The 20,156-nt window shown below is 67.7% G+C and carries 16 protein-coding genes; 9 read left to right on the top strand and 7 right to left on the bottom strand.

The features are described 5' to 3' along the window. The first annotated feature begins 16 nt into the window (after positions 1-16). On the top strand, positions 17-1,036 hold the full coding sequence (locus ACAG20_RS10105) for a 2Fe-2S iron-sulfur cluster-binding protein (RefSeq protein ID WP_370492431.1): 1,020 nt from the start codon (positions 17-19) through the stop codon (positions 1,034-1,036). A gap of 36 nt (positions 1,037-1,072) precedes the next feature. Here ACAG20_RS10105 and ACAG20_RS10100 read toward each other — a convergent pair whose 3' ends face one another. Genes ACAG20_RS10100 through ACAG20_RS10075 form a run of 6 tightly spaced genes read right to left on the bottom strand, consistent with a single transcriptional unit; the run spans position 1,073 to position 8,414 of the window. Continuing rightward, positions 1,073-2,503, bottom strand: coding sequence for an aldehyde dehydrogenase family protein (locus ACAG20_RS10100; protein WP_013830444.1), 1,431 nt, complete (start codon positions 2,501-2,503; stop codon positions 1,073-1,075). Between the two features lie 17 nt (positions 2,504-2,520). Then, complete coding sequence (locus ACAG20_RS10095; protein WP_013830445.1) at positions 2,521-3,471, bottom strand: SDR family NAD(P)-dependent oxidoreductase; 951 nt, start codon at positions 3,469-3,471, stop codon at positions 2,521-2,523. Then, a complete protein-coding gene (locus ACAG20_RS10090) occupies positions 3,468-4,304 on the bottom strand; it encodes a TauD/TfdA family dioxygenase (protein WP_013830446.1) in 837 nt (278 codons plus the stop codon). Before ACAG20_RS10090 ends, ACAG20_RS10095 begins: the two co-directional genes overlap by 4 nt. Further along, a complete protein-coding gene (locus ACAG20_RS10085) occupies positions 4,301-6,145 on the bottom strand; it encodes an NAD(P)/FAD-dependent oxidoreductase (protein ID WP_013830447.1) in 1,845 nt (614 codons plus the stop codon). The genes ACAG20_RS10090 and ACAG20_RS10085 overlap by 4 nt, the downstream gene beginning before the upstream one ends. Continuing rightward, a complete protein-coding gene (locus ACAG20_RS10080) occupies positions 6,142-7,542 on the bottom strand; it encodes an SRPBCC family protein (protein ID WP_013830448.1) in 1,401 nt (466 codons plus the stop codon). The genes ACAG20_RS10085 and ACAG20_RS10080 overlap by 4 nt, the downstream gene beginning before the upstream one ends. Continuing rightward, a complete protein-coding gene (locus ACAG20_RS10075) occupies positions 7,539-8,414 on the bottom strand; it encodes an SDR family NAD(P)-dependent oxidoreductase (RefSeq protein WP_083037576.1) in 876 nt (291 codons plus the stop codon). Before ACAG20_RS10075 ends, ACAG20_RS10080 begins: the two co-directional genes overlap by 4 nt. 400 nt (positions 8,415-8,814) lie before the next feature. Here ACAG20_RS10075 and ACAG20_RS10070 point away from each other — a divergent pair, with 400 nt between their 5' ends. The 8 genes from ACAG20_RS10070 to pstA all read left to right on the top strand — a co-directional run bounded on the left by ACAG20_RS10070 (position 8,815) and on the right by pstA (position 18,153). Further along, a complete protein-coding gene (locus tag ACAG20_RS10070; protein WP_083037575.1) occupies positions 8,815-9,429 on the top strand; it encodes a TetR/AcrR family transcriptional regulator in 615 nt (204 codons plus the stop codon). Positions 9,430-9,492: 63 nt separating this feature from the next. After that, positions 9,493-10,494, top strand: a complete 1,002-nt coding sequence (locus ACAG20_RS10065) for an acyl-ACP desaturase (protein ID WP_013830451.1) — start codon at positions 9,493-9,495, stop codon at positions 10,492-10,494. A gap of 44 nt (positions 10,495-10,538) precedes the next feature. After that, positions 10,539-11,672 (top strand): tRNA dihydrouridine synthase DusB, encoded by a 1,134-nt coding sequence (dusB, locus tag ACAG20_RS10060; protein ID WP_370492520.1) that lies wholly within the window; start codon positions 10,539-10,541, stop codon positions 11,670-11,672. A 184-nt stretch (positions 11,673-11,856) separates the two neighbouring features. Continuing rightward, the gene (locus ACAG20_RS10055; RefSeq protein ID WP_370492430.1) at positions 11,857-14,169 is read left to right on the top strand and encodes an LCP family protein; all 2,313 of its coding nucleotides are present in this window, start codon (positions 11,857-11,859) and stop codon (positions 14,167-14,169) included. Between the two features lie 54 nt (positions 14,170-14,223). After that, positions 14,224-14,892 (top strand): phosphate signaling complex protein PhoU, encoded by a 669-nt coding sequence (phoU, locus tag ACAG20_RS10050; RefSeq protein WP_370492429.1) that lies wholly within the window; start codon positions 14,224-14,226, stop codon positions 14,890-14,892. Positions 14,893-15,124: 232 nt separating this feature from the next. Further along, a complete protein-coding gene (gene pstS / locus ACAG20_RS10045) occupies positions 15,125-16,234 on the top strand; it encodes a phosphate ABC transporter substrate-binding protein PstS (RefSeq protein ID WP_370492428.1) in 1,110 nt (369 codons plus the stop codon). Positions 16,235-16,276: 42 nt separating this feature from the next. Beyond that, the gene (gene pstC / locus ACAG20_RS10040) at positions 16,277-17,251 is read left to right on the top strand and encodes a phosphate ABC transporter permease subunit PstC (protein WP_370492427.1); all 975 of its coding nucleotides are present in this window, start codon (positions 16,277-16,279) and stop codon (positions 17,249-17,251) included. Beyond that, positions 17,248-18,153, top strand: coding sequence for a phosphate ABC transporter permease PstA (gene pstA / locus ACAG20_RS10035; RefSeq protein ID WP_370492425.1), 906 nt, complete (start codon positions 17,248-17,250; stop codon positions 18,151-18,153). The genes pstC and pstA overlap by 4 nt, the downstream gene beginning before the upstream one ends. Positions 18,154-18,173: 20 nt before the next feature. Here the strand turns inward: pstA and ACAG20_RS10030 are convergent, their stop codons facing one another. After that, complete coding sequence (locus ACAG20_RS10030) at positions 18,174-20,156, bottom strand: serine/threonine-protein kinase PknD (RefSeq protein WP_370492424.1); 1,983 nt, start codon at positions 20,154-20,156, stop codon at positions 18,174-18,176.

Below are 20,156 nucleotides of genomic sequence, written 5' to 3'. Positions count from 1 at the left end.
ACCGGAAGGGGTGGTCATGGCGGTCACTCATGTTTTCCAGCGGGCGACCGTGACCCGCATCGTCAAGGAGACCGCCGACGCGTACACGTTCGTGCTGGCACCGCATGAGGGGACGTTCCCCTACCGGGCCGGTCAGTACTCGACGTTCCAGGTACACGTCGACGGCGAGGAGCTCTACCGGTCCTACTCCATGTCGAGCGCCCCGGAGACCGACACCGAGCTGATGACCACGGTCAAGCGGGTGCCCGGCGGGAAGGTGTCGAACTGGTTGCTGGACAACCTCGCCGAGGGCGACGAGTTGACCATGACCCGCGCGGCGGGGACCTTCTGCCTGGACTCCTCGGACTCCCCGCTGCTGGGATTCTCCGGCGGCAGCGGGATTACGCCGATCCTGTCGCTGGCCAAGAGCGCGCTGGCCACCACCGACCGCACAGTACGGCTGCTCTGCGCCGACCGGGACGCCTCGGCGGCGATCTTCGACGACGCGCTGAGCGAACTCACCGCCCGGTACCCGGGCCGGCTGTCGGTGCAGCGGCATCGCGACGCCGAGAACGGGCTGCTCGACGCGGCGGCCGTCACCGCGTTCGTCGGCGCGGACACCGGGGCCGACTGCTACCTGTGCGGCCCGGAGGGCTTCATGGCGGTGGTGCGCCAGGCCTGGCCGGGCCCGGGTCGGCTGTTCGTCGAGGACTTCGACACCGGCGGCGCTGCCGCCGAGATACCGACGGCGGCACCGGCCGCTGCCGGCACCGCGGCCGAGGTGAGCGGGACGGTGACGATTCACCTCGGGCGCAAGAAGGAGTCGGTGCCGCGCGTCGCCGGCGAGACCCTGCTGGAGAGCGCCCGGCGGGCCGGGCTGACACCGCCGTTCTCCTGCGAGGCCGGCAACTGCGGCACCTGCATCGCCCACATCAGCGAGGGCAGCGCGAAGATGATCGCCAACACCGCACTCGACGATGATGAGGTCGCCGACGGCTACATCCTGACCTGCCAGGCTGTTCCCGAAGGCGGCTCGATCACCGTCCACTACGAATAGTCATCGAATGGTCGGGCCGGGCCCGGCCGCCGGTTGTCAACCGGCGGCGGCCCCGTAGCCCAACGTGCTCTTGATCTCCACATATTCGTGGAAACCGGCATCGCTCCACTCACGGCCGTTGCCGCTGCGCTTGTAGCCGCCGAACGGTGCGTTCATGTCGAAGGCGTGGTTGATCGCCACCGAGCCGGCCCGGATCCGGCGGGCGATCCCGCGCGCGGCGTCGAGGTCGGCGCCCGACACGTAGCCGGCCAGGCCGTAGTCGGTGTCGTTGGCGATCTCGACGGCCTCGTCCAGGTCGTCATAGCCGAGGATGCACAGCACCGGGCCGAAGATCTCTTCGCGCGCGATCGTCATCTGGTTGTTCACGTGCGCGAAGACCGTCGGTCGAACGAAGTAGCCGCTGTCGAGTCCGTCGGGCCGGCCCGCGCCGCCCGCGGCGACGGTCGCCCCCTCGGCGATGCCCTGCTCGATCAGGCCCTGCACCTTGGCGAACTGCGCCGCCGACGCCACCGGGCCGATCGCCTTGGCGTCGGCGGGATCACCCACCTTCACCTGCTCGGCGACCGCCTTCGCAATCGCGATGGCCTCGTCCATCCGGGAGTTGGGCACCAGCATCCGTGACGGCGCATTGCAACTCTGCCCGGAGTTGACCATCATGACCGACACGCCCGCGGTGACGCTGGCGGCGAACGCATCGTCGTCGAGCACGATGTTGGGGCTCTTGCCGCCGAGTTCCTGGGTCACCCGCTTCACCGTCGGCGCGGCGTTCTCGGCCACCGCGACACCGGCCCGGGTCGAACCGGTGAACGACACCATGTCGACGTCGCGATGTTGCGCCAGGGCCACCCCGACGCCGGGACCGTCGCCGTTGACCATGTTGTAGACGCCGGCCGGAACGCCCGCGGCGGCCATGATCTCAGTGAAGATGTAGGCCGAGAACGGCGCGACCTCCGAGGGTTTGAGCACCATGGTGCACCCGGTCGCCAGCGCCGGGTAGACCTTCACCGCGATCTGGTTCAGCGGCCAGTTCCACGGGGTGATCAGACCGCAGACCCCGATCGGCTCCCGGACCACCAGGGTGTCGCCACGCTGTTCTTCGAACGCGAAGTTCTTCAGCGCGTCGATCGCGGTCAGCATGTGGCCGAGCCCGAGTTGCACCTGGGTTCCCCCGGCCAGCGCGGGCGGCGCCCCGATCTCCTCGTGCACCGCATCGGCGAGATCACTGCTGCGGCGCTGATATTCGGCCAGGATCGACTGCAGCAGATCCAGGCGTTCGGTACGGCTGCTCTGCGACCAGCCGGCAAACGCCCGCCGCGCCGCAGCGACGGCACGGTCGACGTCGGCGGCCGAACCGAGCGCGATCTTGCCGGCGACCTGCTCGGTGGCCGGGTTCTCGACGTCGAGGGTGGTGAGCTCGACCGGGTCCACCCACTGGCCGTCGATGTAGAACTTGAGGTATTCGCGCATCACTACACTCCTTTGAACTACCGGGTTCCCTGGGTCTCGTCGGGCACCTGGACCGGGTGGGCCAGGCCGAAGCTGTATCGGATGTGGTCGGCGTGGCCGTCCGGCACCACCGGGAAGACCACCGGCGCCGTGACATCCCGGATCTCCTCGATCCGTCGGTCCACCTCCTCGAGGGTCCACGACGGCTGGTAGACGCCCGGGCTTTCGGCCACCACCGCCCGGGCGACCCGGCCCGCCAGCGCGATCAGCACTTCGCCGGTGACCGAGCAGGATTCGTGCGCAAGCCAACCGACCACCGGCGCGACCAGTTCGGGCTCCATCGGCGGGTAGCCGGACGTGTCGATGCCCTCGGCCATCCGCGTCACCGCCGCCGGCACCACGACGTTGCAGCGGACACCGGCCGGCGCGCCCTCCAGCGCCGCGACATTGCTCAGCCCGATCACGCCGGCCTTGGCGGCCGCATAGTTGGCCACACCGAAGTTGCCGTAGAGGCCGCCGATCGACGAGGTCAACACGATGCGACCGTAGCCTGCATCGCACATCACCGGAAAGGCCGGCCGCACCACGTGGAAGGCCCCCCGCAGGTGAACGTCGAGGACGGCGTCGAAATCTTCCGAGCTCATGTCCCGCAACGAGCCGCGTCGGACGTTTCCGGCGTTGTGGATCACGGCGTCGAGCCGGCCGTAATGCTGCAGCGCCGCGGCGATGATGTCCCGGCCGCCCTGCGGTGTCGCGACCGACGCGGTGCAGGCGATCGCGTCGCCGCCGGCGTCGCGGATCTCGGCGGCCACCGCCTCGGCGGGGTCCTCGCGCACGCCGTCACCGCTGAGGTCGGCACCGGTGTCGTTGACCACGACCCGCCCGCCCCGCTCGGCCAGCAGCTGCGCGTAAGCGCGACCCAGCCCCCGCCCGGCGCCGGTCACCACGGCGACCCGGCCATGGAAGTTCAGCGGCTGCCCTGTGCTCAAGCGAAGGGTTCCTCACCGGCCAGCTTGGTCCGTCGCAGCATCCGGCCGGAGTTCGGGTCGTACGGCAGCGCCCGGTGCATCGTGCCGGTGTTGTCCCACATGACCAGATCGCCGACCGACCACCGGTGCCGGTAAACGAACTGTGGTTGGGTAGCCCAATCACGTAGCCGCACCAGGGTTTTGGTGCTCTGCGCGTAGTCCATGCCGACGATGTTGCTGGCGGTGCAGCCCAGGATCAGCGATTTGCGCCCGCTGCGGTGCGTCCAGACCACGGGCAGTTCCCGCTCTCCGATCGCCATCATCTGCCGAAGTGTCGCGAAGTCGGGCTCGGGGTCGTAGTACAGCAGCGAGTTCCAGGCGGAGTGCATGGCGCGCAGCGACGCGATCTGGTCCTTGTCGTCCTCGGAGAGGTCGTCGTAGGCGGCGTAGGTGTTGCAGAACTCGGTGTCACCGCCGCCGTCGGCCGGCAGCACCCTGCTCGACAGCAGCGATGCGAGGATCGGCACCTGGTTCATGGTGCCGTCCAGGTGCCAGTAGAAGGAGCCTTTGAGGTAGTCGGCCTGCTTGTTGACGTTGGTGTCCAAGGTGACGTCGTAGACGGCCTCGCCGTCCCGTTCGGGCGCCAGCGTGCCCAGCGTCTCGGTGAAGGCGATCTGTTCGGCGTCGGTGAACCCGATCTGCGGGAACACCAGCACGCCGCGCCGCTCGAGCAGTTCGCGGATCGCCCCGGCATGGTCGCCGCTCAGCAGCGCCGCCTTGTCGGCGTGGACCTCGGTTGCGATGCGCTCGGTGAGGTCGCGTGTCGGCAACGTGCTCGTCGTCTGCAATGTCACTGCAGTTCCATACCTTTCAGGTCGCCCGCCTCGCGCCACTGCTTCAACAGATCATCGAAGGCGTAGAAGCCCGGTGAGTAAACCTCTCCCAGGAAAGAGCGGCTGGCGTCGCCGAACCCCCGGCCCTCGTTGTTGTAATAGCCGGGCGTGCAGGACAAGTCGAACGCCGAATTGTCGAACGCCAACTCCCGGATGGTGTTCACCCAGGCGTCCTGGCCTTCCTGACTGGGCTCGACGACCGTCGCTCCCCGGTTGAAAGCCTCGGCGATGATGTAGGCGATGTGCTCGGCCTGCTGCTCGAACATCGCGGTGGTGTTGGCAGACACGCCGCCCTGGATGAAACCGGTGTGGAACTGGTTGGGGAAGCCGCGGCTGGTCATCCCGTGCAGGGTCCGGAACCCGTCGCGCCAGTGGTCGAACAACGACACGCCGTCGCGGCCCTCGATGACGTCCATCGCGTATCGACGGCTGATCTCCGTGGAGATCTCGAAACCACTGGCGAAGATGACGCAGTCGACCTCGTACTCGACTCCGCCCGCGACAATGCCCTTCTCCGTGAGCTTTTCGACGCCCTTGGACTCGGCCACGTCGACCAGCGTGACGTTGGGCCGATTGAACGCGGGCAGGTAGGTGTCGCTGGAGGTCGGTCGCTTGCACATGAACCGGTAGTACGGCTTGAGCGCCTCGGCGGTCTGCGGATCCTCGACGATGTCGGCGATCCGGCGGCGCAGCCGCTCCATGATCTTGTAGTCCTCCTCCTCCCGCATCGCCATGATCTCCTCGACGCCCAGCGCCGTCGGGTCGGGACTGGCGCCGATGCGGGCGGTCAGGTTGCGACCCAGTTCGGTCCAGAAGTCGCACACCATATCGGGGGCGTCGAAGACCACGCCCTCGAACGGCGACCAGCGGTGAAAGTTGCGCTTGCGTTCGGCCTGCCAACCCGGCTGCAGCGACGCCGCCCACTGCGGGTCGGTGGGCTCGTTGCCGCGGAAATCCACCGACGACGGGGTGCGCTGGAAAACATAGAGATGCTTGGCGTCTCGGCCCAGGTGCGGGACCAGCTGCACACCGGTCGCGCCGGTGCCGACCAGCGCCACGCGCTTGTCGGCCAGCTTGTCCAAGCCACCGCCTGAGTCACCGCCGGTGTAGTCGTAATCCCAGCGGGCCGAGTGGAAGACGTGGCCGCCGGCGTTCATGAAGTCCTTGATGCCCGCGATGCCGGGCAGCTTGGGCCGGTTGTAGGAGCCCTGGGCCATCACCACGAACCGCGGCCGCAGGTCATCGCCCCGGTTCGTCGTCAGCCGCCAGCGCCGGAGTTCCTCGTCCCAGCGGACGGTGCGTACCTGGGTCGAGAAGATCGCGCCGTCATAGAGGCCGAAGTGCTTGCCGATGTTCTGGCAATGCTGGAATATCTCGGCGCCGTCGGCGAACTTCTTGGACGGCATGAAGTCGAGCTCTTCGAGCATCGGGATATAGCAGTAGGCGTCGTTGTCGCACTGGATTCCGGGGAAGCGGTTCCAGTACCAGACGCCGCCGAAGTCGCCGGCCATCTCGATGACCCGCACATCGCGCACGCCGGCCTTCTTCAGGTAGGCGCCGGCCAGCAGTCCGGCGATGCCACCGCCGAGGACCACGACTTCGATGTCGGCGTCGATGGGTTCACGTGGCGTCACCGCGGTGTGCGGATCCACCTCGGCGAACTCCACGAAATCGTCTTTGAGTTCGAGGTACTGACTCGATCCGTCGGAGCGAATGCGTTTAGCCCGTTCGGCGGCGTACTTCTCACGGAGCGCTTCGATGTCGAAGTCGTCCGGGGTCTGGGTCGGCGGGCACTCCGTCATCGGTCATTTCCTGTCGGGATCTGCTCGGGCGCGCCGGCGGCCATGTATTTCGCCAGCTGGTGGTGCAGGTTGACGATGGCGCGCTCCCGGTAGGGGTTGGGCCTGGCGCCCTGATAGCCAAGGGATTTCATCCCCTGTTGCACGGCGGCCATGTTGGAGAAGTCCTGCGGCAGCACCGAGCGCCACCGCGGGTCCCCCACCGGGGTGTACTCCCAGCGGGTCTGCGGCTCCTCGCCCTTGGGGAACAGCTCGAAGACCGAGACCTCGAAGATGCACTTGTCCGGGTTGTAACTGGGATGCGGCCGGGCGCTGTAACACAGTGCGCTGGTGAGACCCTGGCCGATCTGGAAGTTCGGGAAGATCTGCCAGGCGGTGCCGGCCTGCCCGAGCACGTCGGCCGGGATCGTCGGCCAGATGACGCCGCGGGCTTCGTCGTCGCGGCGTGCCGAGGCCAGCCAGTGTTCGAGGACCTTTTCGGCCGGCGTGCCCTCGGGAAGCTCGTCGACCAGTCGCTTGGCGGCGTTGACCAGCGTCGCCGTGGTGGTGGCGTTGGTCTCCTCCATGGTGTAGATCTGCATCTCCGCGGTCGACACCCGGGGGTCGGCACCGGTGCCCAGCCGGATCTTGGACTTGGTGGTCTCCAGATCCTCCGGAGCGTCGTAGCCGATGTTGCTGTGGCGGCCCTGCACCTTGGCCCAGCCCTTGAACTCGCCGAACCTGTTGAACTCCGGGTGGGTCGTGTAGACGTGGTAGGTCTCGTTGAAGGCCTCCATCGCGACCTTCCAGTTGCAGTCGAATTCCAGCCACTTGCGCCACTTGTAACGCATGTTCTCCAGGCCGAACGGTTCCAGGATCTTGGCGGCGGGGAACAGGTAGTCCGCCAGGGACTCGCAGTCCGGATCCATATTGATCCAGACCCAGCCGCCCCAGGTGTCGACGCGCACCGGGCGTAGGTGGGTGTTCTCCGGCGTCAGGGTGCCCTGCCAGTCGTCCTGCTCGCGGATGTGGGTGCATGCCCCGTCCAGGCCGTAGCTCCAGCCGTGGAAGCCGCAGACGAATGACTTGCGGGTGCGCGCGCAGGCGTTCTTCTCCCCGGCCGGGGTGTCGACCAGCCGGCGGCCGCGATGCTGGCAGACGTTGTGGTGGGCCCGAAAAGAGTCCGAGCCTGAGGTCGAGCCGGTGCGCACCACGATGATCGAGTCGTCGAGGATGTCGTAGGTGAGGTAGCTGCCCACCTCCGGCAGATCCTCGACCCGGCCGGCCTGCTGCCACACCTTGCGCCACAACTTGTCGCGTTCGGCACGGGCGTAGCTCTCCGAGGTGTAGGCCTCGACGCCGATCGTCATGGGTTGCGACAGTTCTTCGGCCGAATCGGCGTTGTGCACCGGATCGGTCATGACATCCTCCTCATCGCTGCGCGGAAGGTTTCGTCTTTGAGGAACAGCGAGGTGTTGTCCGCGCCGAGGTGACTCCACTTGAGGTTGAGTCCACCGTCGACCAGCAGGGTCTGCCCGGTGATGTAACTGGACAGGTCCGACAGCAGGAACAGGATCGGCCCGGCCTGCTCCTCGGGTCGGCCGCGCCGTCCCAACGCGATCGCGCCTCGGTCGCGATCGGGGTCCTCGTCGACGTAGGTTCCCGATGCCGCGGTCTCGGTCACCCCCGGCGCCACCGCATTGACCCGGATGCCGGCGGCCGCCAACTCAAGGGCCATGGTGCGCGTCATCGCCACGACGCCGGCTTTGGCGGTGCCGTAGGCGATGTGGAACGGCGCGGTGTTCATCCCGCTGATCGAAGAGATCGAGACGATCGAGCCCGGCCGCCGCTGCGCCAGCAGCTCGGCGGCGACCGCACGGCTCATGAAGAACGCCGTTTCGAGGTTGTGCGCGAAGATCTCCCGCCAATCGGAGCGGGCCACCCGGGTCGAGGCCATCCAGGTCGACGGCGCCGCCCCGCCGGCGACGTTGACCAGCCCGTAGAGCTGCCCGTCGGCGTTGCGCGCCGCGTCGAGCACCGCGGTCACGCCCTCGTCGGTACCGGCGTCGGCGGCCACCGATACCACCGGCAGGCCGGCAGCGACCAGCGGCGCGATGTGCTCGTCGAGGTTCTCCGCCGAGCGGCTCACCGCGATCACCGTGGCGCCGGCCTGCGCGGCCATCGCGGTGACCGTCGTCCCGATGCCGCCGCCACCTGCTCCCGACACGATGACGACGCGGCCATCAAGGCCCAGCAAGCTCGAGTGACTCAGCAGGCTGGAGTGATCCGCCATGACCCGCCTTCTCCTGGCACAAGCAGCAGATCCGCACCCTCCGGCGGCGACGTCAGACACCGGGTATGCAGATTTGTCCGGACAACATACGTGATTCTTCGTTCTGAAGAACACTATTCCGCAGCACGATGGGCGCAGTCAAGGGCAGAGACAAGCGGCCAGGCGGTTTTATTGTCTGGACTAACGGGCCGAGCCTCGAGCGCCTGCGGCGACGTGCGTGGACGCATCCGGCCGCGGCGTCGGCCCGCGCGGCCGGACCGGCACACCCGTCGACCGGCGCCGAACCGGGACGAATCACCGCCGGACGAAGCCGGCCCGTACCCGCGGTGCGTCATGATGGAACTCGGCAACCGCAGGCTATTTCGACTACCACCGTTGTCAGACCCGAGGAGAGATTGAAGTGCCGTCCGGTCAACGCCGGGGCCGCTGGTCCGGGGTCCCGCTGGCGGAGCGCCCGGCCCTGCGCCGCGACGAATTCATCGAGGCCGGCGTCGGACTGCTCGGCGACGAGAACGGGCCCACGCTGACCATCCGGTCGCTCTGCCGGGCCGCCGCGCTGACCGAACGCTACTTCTACGAGAGCTTCACCGACCGCGACGAATTCGTCCGCGCGGTCTACGACGACGTATGTACGCGCGCGATGACAACGCTGCTGTCGGCCCAGACGCCGCGAGCGGCCGTGGAAGCCTTTGTCACGTTGATGGTCGACGATCCCGTGCTCGGCCGGGTGCTACTGCTCGCGCCGGCAACGGAGCCGGTACTGACCCACTCCGGGGCGCAATGGATGCCCAACTTCATCGGGATGCTGCAGCGCAAACTCACCCGGATCGGCGATCCGGCGCTGCAGCACATGGTCGCGACCGGGCTGATCGGCGCGTTGACCGCCCTGTTCACCGCCTACCTGGACGGGCGGCTCGCCGCCACTCGCAGCCAGTTCATCGATTTCTGCGTCGACATGCTGCTCAATACCGGCCGGCCCGAAGACGGCGACGGCAACACACCCAAACGAGCTTGATGTCACTGACGTACACAGATATATTGCCTGCAACTGATCGACACAGATACTCAGGGAGCTGTTATGGCGCGCGAATGGACTGACCTGGAGTTGCTGCACGAACTCGAGCCGGTCGTCGAGAACGCGGTCAACCGGCACTTCTCCATGACCAAGGACTGGAATCCCCACGACTACGTGCCCTGGTCGGAGGGCAAGAACTACTACGCCCTCGGCGGGCAGGACTGGGATATCGAGCAGTCGAAACTGTCCGAAGTCGCCCGGACAGCCATGGTGCAGAACCTGCTGACCGAGGACAACCTGCCCTCCTACCACCGCGAGATCGCGATGAACTTCACCATGGACGCCCCGTGGGGCACCTGGGTGAACCGGTGGACCGCCGAGGAGAACCGGCACGGCATCGCGCTGCGGGACTACCTCGTCGTGACCCGCAACTGCGACCCGATCGAGCTGGAGACGCTGCGGATGGAGACCGTCAACCGCGGCTTCAGCCCGGGCCAGAACCAGCAGGTCTCCGGCGACCTGTTCGCCAAGAGCTTGTTCGACTCGGTCGTCTATGTGACCTTCCAGGAGCTGGCCACCCGGATCTCGCACCGCAACACCGGCCGGGCCTGTAACGACCCCGTTGCCGACCAGCTGCTCGCCCGGATCTCAGCCGACGAGAACCTGCACATGATCTTCTACCGCGACATCAGCGCGGCCGGTTTCGACATCGCGCCAGAGCAGGCGATGTACTCGCTGCACCGGGTGCTGGCCAACTTCCAGATGCCCGGATACGTGGTCCCGGAGTTCCGCCGCAAGGCGGTGATCATCGCCGTCGGCGGTGTCTACGACCCACGCATCCACCTGGACGACGTGGTGATGCCGGTGCTGAAGAAGTGGCGCATCCTCGAACGGGACTTCACCGGCGAAGCGGCCCGCTACCAGGACGAGATCGGCAAGATCGTCGCCGAGCTGGAACAGACGTGCGAGAAGTTCGAGGTGGCCAAGCAGCGCCGGCTCGAGCGGGAGGCCAAGATGGCCGAGAAGCGCGCCGCCAAGAAGGAATTCGCCTCATCGGCGCCGTAACCGGCGGCACCGGCGGTAACGTGCTGACCGCGCAGCGGCGCGGGCTGCGGATCGGTTCGCTCACGCTCGCCAGCCCGGTGGTGCTGGCCCCGATGGCCGGCGTGACCAATGTCGCCTTCCGCACGCTCTGCCGCGAACTGGAACAGTCCCGGGCCGGAACGGTCAGCGGGCTGTACGTGTGCGAAATGGTGACCGCCCGCGCGCTCGTCGAACGCCATCCGGCCACCCTGCACATGACGACGTTCTCCGCCGCCGAGTCGCCGCGCTCGTTGCAGCTCTACACGGTGGACCCGGACACCACCTACGCCGCGGCGAAGATGATCGCCGACGAGGGCCTGGCCGACCACATCGACATGAATTTCGGCTGCCCGGTGCCCAAAGTGACCCGGCACGGCGGCGGGTCGGCGCTGCCCTACAAGCGCCGGCTGTTCGGCAACATCGTCGCAGCGGCAGTCCGCGGCACGGCCGGGACCGACATCCCGGTCACCGTGAAATTCCGGATCGGGATCGACGAAGCCACCCACACCCACCTCGACGCCGGGCGAATCGCCGAGGCCGAGGGCGCCGCGGCGGTGGCCCTGCACGCCCGGACAGCAGCGCAGCGCTACTCCGGCAAGGCCGACTGGGAGCAGATCGCCGCACTCAAGGCGCAGGTGCGCTCGATCCCGGTGCTCGGCAACGGCGACATCTTCGAGGCGGGCGACGCCCTGGCCATGATGGCGGCGACCGGCTGCGACGGCGTGGTCATCGGGCGGGGCTGCCTGGGGCGCCCGTGGCTGTTCGGTGAGCTGTCGGCGGCATTCGCCGGTCGACCCATCCCGACCCCGCCCACGCTGGGCGAGGTCGCCGACATCATCCGGCGCCACGGTGAACTGCTGGCGTCGCACTTCGGCGAGGACAAGGGCATGCGGGAGATCCGCAAGCACGTGGCCTGGTACCTGCACGGCTTTCCGGCGGGCTCGGAGCTACGGCGCACGCTGGCCATGGTCACTACGCTGGCCAGCCTCGACGCGCTGCTCAGCCAGCTCGATGGGTCGATACCCTTCCCAACTGCGGCGACCGGGCCGCGCGGACGGCAAGGGTCACCGGCCCAGGTCACCCTGCCCGAGGGGTGGCTCGCCGACCCGGACGACTGCACCGTGCCGAGCGGAGCAGACATTATGCACTCGGGTGGCTGAAATGAGACGTTCTCGACATCGCGTGTCTGGAAACTTCTCAGTAGAATAAGTAACTTATTGCCCCGGGGGGGTTGTCCCCTGCGGGGGCAGAAAACAGGCACGGAGAATCGACGGCGATCACCCGTGCCAGGCTGACGTGTGATCGACGCCCGTCAGTCCCGAAGACTCGGAGGCCCGTGAGGACATGAGTGACGGCGATAACGCCACTCCTGGACGCTGGCCTGGAGAGGGCCGGGACGACGGTGACCATCAGCTGATGACGATGACGCCGCCCGGACCCGCGCCGTGGGAACGCTGGCAGACCCCGGCCGACGACCCCGCGCCGGCCCCGCCCCGGCCGGCCGCGGCACGCCGCCGCCACCGTGGTGACGGTTCGGTGACCGTCGCGGACCTGATCGCGCGGGTCAACGGCGGCGTTCCGCCGTCCGGTGGCCGCAGCCAGCGCCGTGCCGTCACCGTCGCCGACGAGCCAGCGGCGGCTGCCGATCCCGCGACTGGCGGAGAAGCCGCCGAACCCGGGGAGACCAAGCCCGACCCGGACCCTGAGCTCTGGGCGGCCTTCGCCGCGACGGACGCGCCGAATTCCACCGCCGACATCGCCGAGGTGGCCTACCCCTCGGAGTTGCCCGACCTCGACCGGATTCACGGCACGGACTACGACGAGCCCGGTGAAACCGCGTGGTCCGACGACTGGGCCGACTCCGAGCCCACCACCGAACTACCGGGTTCACTCGGCGGTCCCAGCTTCGCCTCTCCTGCGTCGAGCCTCGCTGAACCGCCGGGTCCAAGCGGCGGTCCCAGCTTCGCCTCTCCTGCGTCGAGCCTCGCTGAACCGCCGGGCGCGGCCCGCGAGCTACCGCCGGCGCGAATCGACCCGCCGGGGCACGACGACCTTGAATCCGACGAGCCGCGGCCGCGAAAGACCGGTCGCGGGGCGCTGCTGGCCGGGCGGGCGGTAGCGGCCATGATGGCGGTTCTGGCCCTGGTGCTGACCGGTTCGGCCTGGCAGTGGAGCGCCTCGAAGAACCGCAGCCTCAACCACGTCAGCGCGCTGGACCCCAACTCGCACGACATCCTCGACGCGGCCGGGCAGTACGGCGACGAGAACTTCCTGATCGTCGGCGCCGACACCCGGGCCGGGGCCAACAGCAGTATCGGCGCCGGCAGCACCGAGGACGCCGAGGGTGCCCGGTCCGACACGATCATGCTGGTCAACATCCCGGCGAACCGGAAACGCGTGGTGGTGGTGTCCTTCCCGCGCGACCTGGCGATCACGCCGATTCAATGCGAGGTCTGGAATCCCGAGACCGGCGCCTACGGCCCGATCTACGACCCGAACACCGGCACCTACAGCGACGACACCGTCTACACCGAGACGAAGCTGAACTCCACGTACGCCTTCGGCGGTCCCAAGTGTCTGGTCAAGGAGATCCAGAAGCTCTCCGGGCTGGCGGTCAACCGCTTCATGGCCGTCGACTTCGTCGGCTTCGGCAAGATGGTCGACGCCCTGGGCGGCGTGGAGGTGTGCACCACCAGCCCGCTCTACGACCTCGAGCTGGGCAGCGTGCTGGAGAACAGCGGGCGCCAGCGGGTCAACGGCGCAACAGCACTGAGCTACGTGCGCGCCCGCAACGTCACCACCGAGGACAACGGCGACTACGGCCGGATCAAACGCCAGCAGCTCTTCTTGTCGTCACTGCTGCGCTCGCTGATCTCCACCAATACCTTCTTCTCCCCGACCAAGCTCAACAACGTGGTCAACATGTTTATCGGCGACAGCTACGTGGACAACATCAAGACCAAGGACCTGGTGAACCTGGGGCAGTCGCTGCAGAAGGTGTCCGCCGGGCACATCACCTTCGTCACCGTGCCGACCAGTGAGACCGACGAGAACGGCGACGAGGTCCCTCGGATGGACGACATGCGAGCGCTGTTCGACGCCATCATCAACGACGACCCGCTGCCCGGCGAGAACGATCACAACGCCACGTCGGTCCCGACCACCGCGACCAGCCCGACTCCGCAATCCACCCAGGCCGCCGCGACACCGGCCAGCCCGACCGCCAAGCCGTACAGCGAGCAGGTCCGGGCGGTCACCACCTCCCCCGGCGAGGTCACCGTGCGGGTGTCCAACGCCACCGACCAGTCCGGCCTGGCCGCCGCCACCTCTGAGGGCCTGCAGCACTGGGGCTTCGACGTCGACAGCGCCGATGACTACCCGGCAACCGTCAAGACCACCAAAGTGCTGTTCTCCCCGGGCAATGAACAGGCCGCCGCCACCGTGGCCTCAGCGCTGACCGGTGCGCCGATCGAACGGGTCGCCGGGCTGGGCAGCATCGTGCGAGTGGTGCTGGGTGCGGATTTCCGCGCCGTCAGCAGGCCGGCGGTCGCCGGCTCGCAGATCAACGTGCAACTCAACCGCGGCGCCAGCGTCGAACCCACCCAGCTGCCCGACGACCTGACGGTCACCAACGCCGCCGACACCACCTGCGAGTAAACGCGGCGGCGGCGCGCAGCCGCCTCGAGCCCCGTCCGGGTTAGTCTTGAGGGCATGCGAACCGCCTATCACGAGCAACTCTCGGACTTGGCCGAACAGCTCGGCAAGATGTGCGGCCTGGCCGGAATCGCCATGGAACGTGCCACGCAGGCCCTGCTGCAGGCCGACCTGGTGGTGGCTGAGCAGGTGATCACCGACCACGAGAAGATCGCCGCGATGAGCGCGCGCGCCGAGGAGAGCGCCTTCGTGCTGCTGGCGTTGCAGGCACCGGTCGCCGGGGACCTGCGAGCCATCGTCAGCTCCATCCAGATGGTCGCCGACATCGACCGGATGGGCGCGCTGGCACTGCACGTCGCCAAGATCGCTCGCCGCCGGCACCCGCAACACGCCCTGCCCGAAGAGGTGAACGGATACTTTGCCGAAATGGGCAGGGTGGCAGTCGATTTGGGAAACAGCGCGCAAGAGGTGCTGCTGTCGCGGGACCCGGAGAAGGCCGCCCGGATCCGCGAAGAAGACGATGCGATGGATGATCTGCACCGGCATCTGTTCTCAGTACTGATGGACAAAGAGTGGCGGCACGGCGTCGCCGCGGCAGTCGACGTGACCCTGCTCGGCCGGTTCTACGAACGATTCGCCGACCACGCTGTGGAAGTGGCGCGCCGGGTGATCTTCCAGGCGACCGGCAAGTTCCCCGACGAGAACACCCTGCCCCCACCCGATTAGGACGACTATCGCGCGCCCCGCGCGCGACGTCGGCTAACGCGTCGTCGCCTCGTGCGGCGGGTCCGTTTTTCGGGCCCATTTCCAAGAGGAATATCATCCTTTTTTTTCACAGCAGGCTGTTAGTCTGCTGGCAGCCCGTGCCGTGCTTGCTCCGCGTGGTTTCGCGGCCGGGCCGATCCGGTGATACAGCGGGTGTGTTGCTCAACCCTGATTCGACCCGAAAGGCCCCGAGATGACACGGAACGGTTACGGTGCGGCACTGGGAATCCTGGCCGCCGGCACGCTGGCCTTGTCCGGCTGCGGCAGCGACCACAACTCTCACGGCACCGATTCCTCCGGAGGTTCGTCGGCCGGCAGCGACTGCGGCGGCACCGAGACGCTGAAAGCGAGCGGATCGACGGCCCAGCAGAACGCCATGGCCAGATTCGTCAAGACGTTCATCGCGGAGTGCCCCGATCAGACGGTGAACTACACGGCCAACGGGTCCGGTGCCGGCATCCGCGAATTCGTCGGCGGCCAGACCGATTTCGCCGGCACCGACGTGCCGCTCAGCGCCGACGAGTACGCCCAGGCGCAGCAGCGCTGTGGCTCCCCGGCCTGGAACCTGCCCGCCGTGTTCGGCCCGATCGCGATCACCTACAACATCGCCGGTGTCGACAATCTGATTCTCGACGGCCCGACCGTCGCCAAGATCTTCAACGGCGCCGTCACCAGCTGGGACGACCCTGCGGTGAAAGACCTCAACCCGGACGCCGCACTGCCCGCCGCGCCCATCCATGTGGTGTTCCGCAGCGACGAGTCCGGCACCACCGACAACTTCCAGCAGTATCTGGAGGGCGCCTCCGATGGCGCGTGGGGCAAGGGCACCGGGAAGTCGTTCAACGGCGGCGTCGGCGAGGGCGCCAAGGGCAATGACGGCACCGCGGCCGCGATCAGCACCACCGAGGGCGCCATCACCTACAACGAGTGGTCGTTCGCCCAGGCCAAGAATCTGCGCACCGCGCAGATCATCACGTCGGCCGGTCCGGATCCCGTCGCGATCAGCACCGAATCGGTCGGCAAGACGATCGCCGGAGCCACCATCAAGGGCGAGGGCAACGATCTGGTGCTCGACACCGCGTCGTTCTACAAGCCCAGCAACGCCGGCTCCTACCCGATCGTGCTCGCCACCTACGAAGTGGTCTGCTCGAAGTACCCCGATGCCGAGGTGGGCACCGCCGTGCGGATGTTCCTGAAATCGACCATCACTTCCGGGCAGTTCGGTCTGGATGAGTACGGCTACGTGCCGATCCCGGATGCGTTCAAGCCGCGCCTGTCGACCGCAGTCGACGCCATCGAGTGATCCTGCCCCACCGGTCACCGCGGTTTCGAGGGTGTTGGCGCCATGGCCGATAACACCCCGCAATCGTCGGTGCCCGTAACACTGCCCCGCAAGCACGGGTCCGGCGGGGAACGGATATTCCGGGCGCTGGCACTGTCGGCCGGTTCGACGGTCGTCGTCGCGATCGCGCTGATCGCCGTCTTCCTGCTGATCCGGGCCGTACCGTCCCTGCAAGCCAACACCGCGAATTTCTTCACCACCGCCACCTTCAGCACCGGCGGCGCCGACGGTCTGGCGTTCGGAATCCGGGACCTGCTGGTGGTGACGGTATTGACCTCGCTGCTCGCGTTGGTAGTGGCGGTGCCGATCTCGATCAGCATCGCGATCTTCCTCACCCGCTATGCGCCACGGCAGCTGTCGCGGCCGTGCGGCATCGTCATCGACCTGTTGGCTGCGGTCCCGTCCATCATCTTCGGACTGTGGGGGATCTTCGTGCTGGCGCCGATGCTCTATCCGGTGGCGAAGTTTCTCAATCACCACCTGGGCTGGCTGTTTCTGTTCGCCAAGGGCAACGTGTCACTGGCCGGCGGCGGAACCATCTTCACCGCCGGGATCGTGCTGGCCGTGATGATCCTGCCGATCATCACCTCGGTGTCCCGGGAGGTCTTTCGGCAGACTCCGACCTCGCACATCGAGGCGGCTCAGGCGCTGGGCGCCACCCGCTGGGAGGTGGTGCGGATCGTGGTGCTGCCCTACGGCCGCAGCGGCGTCATCGCCGCCTCGATGCTGGGGCTGGGCCGTGCCCTGGGCGAGACGATCGCCATGCTGATCATCTTGCGAGCGGCCCCGCGTCCGGGTAACTGGTCGCTGTTCGACGGCGGGTACACGTTTGCGTCCAAGATCGCGTCCGCCGCCTCGGAGTTCAGTGCCCCGCTGCCGACCGGCGCCTACATCGCCGCTGGTTTCGCCCTGTTCGTCCTGACGTTCGTCGTCAACGCCGCCGCGCGTGCGGTGGCCGGCGGAAAGGTCAACGGATGAGCGCCCCCGCGCTGACAGCACCGGTCAAGTCCCGGGTGCGCAGCCCCATCAGCATCAGGCGCCGGATCACGGACCGCTTCGCCGCGCTGATATTCGTGATCTCGTTCGGCATCGCGACGGTGCCGCTGATCTGGCTGCTGTGGGTGGTGATCGCGCGCGGCTGGCAGGCAGTCGTCCACGCATCCTGGTGGACGCACTCGCTGCGCGGCGTACTGCCCGATGAGTTGGCCGGCGGGGTGTATCACGCGTTGTACGGCACGCTGGTGCAGGCTGGGGTCGCCGCCGTACTGGCGGTGCCGCTCGGTCTGATGACCGCGATATACCTGGTCGAGTACGGGTCCGGTTGGTGGGCCCGGTTGACCACGTTCATGGTCGACGTGCTCGCGGGGGTGCCGTCGATCGTCGCGTCGCTGTTCATCTTCAGTCTGTGGATCGCCACCCTTGGCTTCGAGCAGAGCGCGCTGGCGGTTTCGCTGGCACTGGTGCTGCTGATGCTGCCGATCGTGGTGCGGTCCGCCGAGGAGATGCTTCGGCTGGTCCCCGACGAGTTGCGGGAGGCCAGTTATGCGTTGGGGGTTCCGAAGTGGAAGACGATCATCCGAATCGTGCTTCCGACCGCAATGTCCGGGATCCTGTCCGGAACATTTCTGGCGCTGGCCCGAATCATCGGTGAGACTGCCCCGGTACTGGTCCTGGTCGGTTACAGCCGCTCGATCAACTACGACATCCTGCACGACAACATGGCCTCACTACCGCTGCTGATCTACAGCGAACTCGCCAACCCGGAGGCCGCCGGCCAGACCCGGGTGTGGGGGGCGGCACTGACATTGATCATCGTGGTGGCGCTCAGCGCGGTGATGGCCGCGGTGGCAACCCGGCTCACCTCGGTCCGGCAGCGATGACCGTGCCGCCGGCCGGACCGCTATGAGCCGGCCGCCAGCTTGACCACCCGGTTGTTACCGCGGTCAGCCACGTACAACGCACCGTCGGCGTCGACCACCACCTGCAAGGGCGTGTTGAGGCCGGCGAACGGCAACTTGGTCTGGTTGTTGGTCACGAGATCCAGCTTCATGACCTTGTGGTTCTCGTGGTTGGTGACGTAGACGTTGTCGGCGCGGTCCACCGAGACGCCCCACGGTGAGGACAGCCCCGTGAACGGAAGGTCCGTCTGGGTATTGGACCCGGCGCTCAGCCGCACCACCCGGTCGTTGTCGGTGTCGGTGACGTAGACGTTGCCGTTGCTGTCGACGGCCACGTCGTCGGGATTATGAAGTCCGGTGAACGGCAGCACGACCTGCGCGCCGGCGTCGGCCGGCAACTTGACCACCCGGTTATTGCCCCGGTCGGCGACGTAGACGCTGCCCTGAGCGTCCACCGTCACCCCCTCGGGGTAGTTGAGTCCGGTGAACGGCAGTTCGGTCTGTTCGCCGGTGTCCGGGGCCAACTTCACCACCCGGTTGTTGAAGTCGCTGACATAGACCGAGCCGTCGGCGGCCACGGCCACGCCCTGCGGCTCGTAGAGACCGGTGAACGGCAACACTTCTGGATTGCTCGATCCCGGCGCCAGCTTCAGCACCCGGCCGTACATGCTCTGGTTGGTGATGTAGAGGTTGTCGTCACCGTCGAGCGCCAGGCCGCCAGGGGACAGCCGAAAGCTCAGCCCCTCCAGCGGCACCACGCTCTGCCCGTCCGCCGAGACGCCGGTCGCCGAACCCGACTCACGGCTGAGCGCATATCCGCCGGCCACGCCCGCGATGGCAAGCACCACCGCCGCCACGGCGGCCGGCAGCAGCCACTTGCGCCGGTGTACGCGCGGTGCCGCGGCGAACGACCGGCTCTCGAACCGTTCGGGCGTCGACCGCTGCGGGGGCGCCGGCCGCTCCCGCCACGACTCGGCGGCCGCCGGCCGGGCCATGGTCGCGTCGAAGCCGCCCGGTTGCCCGGGTTGGCCGGGGTGCCCGTTGGGCCGCTCGGTCTTGCCACCGACCGCGATCCCGGCAACGCTGACCGGGCGGTCGGCTTCCTCACCCCGCCGCACGATCATGGCGGCCCGATGCTGCTCTGCCACCGTCAGCGCGTCGTGAGCCGCGTGGGCCAGATCGCCGGCGCTGCTGTAGCGGTCCCACGGGTTCTTCGCCATGCCCCGGGCGACCACCTGATCCAGGGCTATCGGCACGACGCCCGGCCGCAGCTGACTGGGCCGCGGCGGGGGCTCCATCAGGTGCGCGGTGATCAGCCGCTCGACGCTGTCGACCCGGAACGGCGGCACACCGGTCAGGCACTCACTGAGCACACAGGCCAGTGAATAGATGTCTGACCGGTAGGTGACCTCATCGGCGCCGAACCGTTCCGGGGCCATGTACTTGTAGGTACCCACCGCGGTACCGGTCTGGGTCAAGCCGGGATCGGTCGCGGCGCGTGCGATACCGAAGTCGACCAGATAAGCGAAATCGCGGTGGGTGATCAGGATGTTCTCCGGCTTGACGTCGCGGTGCGTCACGCCGTTGCCGTGGGCAGCGTCGAGTGCGGCGGCCACCTGGTCGATGATGGCCACCGCTCGTGCCGGGTTCATCGGGCCGGACCGCCGCAGCACCGCGGCCAGGTCGTCGCCGTCGACCAACTGCATGGCAACGAACATCTGGCCGTCGATCTCGCCGTAGTCGTGGATGGGCACCACGTGCGGTTCCCTGAGCTGGCCCGCCGCGTCCGCCTCCCGTTGCATGCGGGCCCGAAACATCGGGTCACACGACAGCGGCGGCGAGATCAGCTTCAGTGCCACCGACCGATGCTTGCGGACGTCTTCGGCTTCATAGACCTCGCCCATCCCGCCACGACCCAGCAGCCGCAGCAGCAGGTACGGCCCGAATCGCGTCCCTACCAGCGAACCCGCCTCACGACTGTCCAC

The organism is Mycobacterium sp. pW045, from assembly GCF_041287085.1.
GTDB classification, from domain to species: domain Bacteria; phylum Actinomycetota; class Actinomycetes; order Mycobacteriales; family Mycobacteriaceae; genus Mycobacterium; species Mycobacterium algericum_A.
The sequence above is the reverse complement of the archived record's forward strand: the minus strand, read 5'-3'. Positions and strand labels throughout refer to the sequence as shown.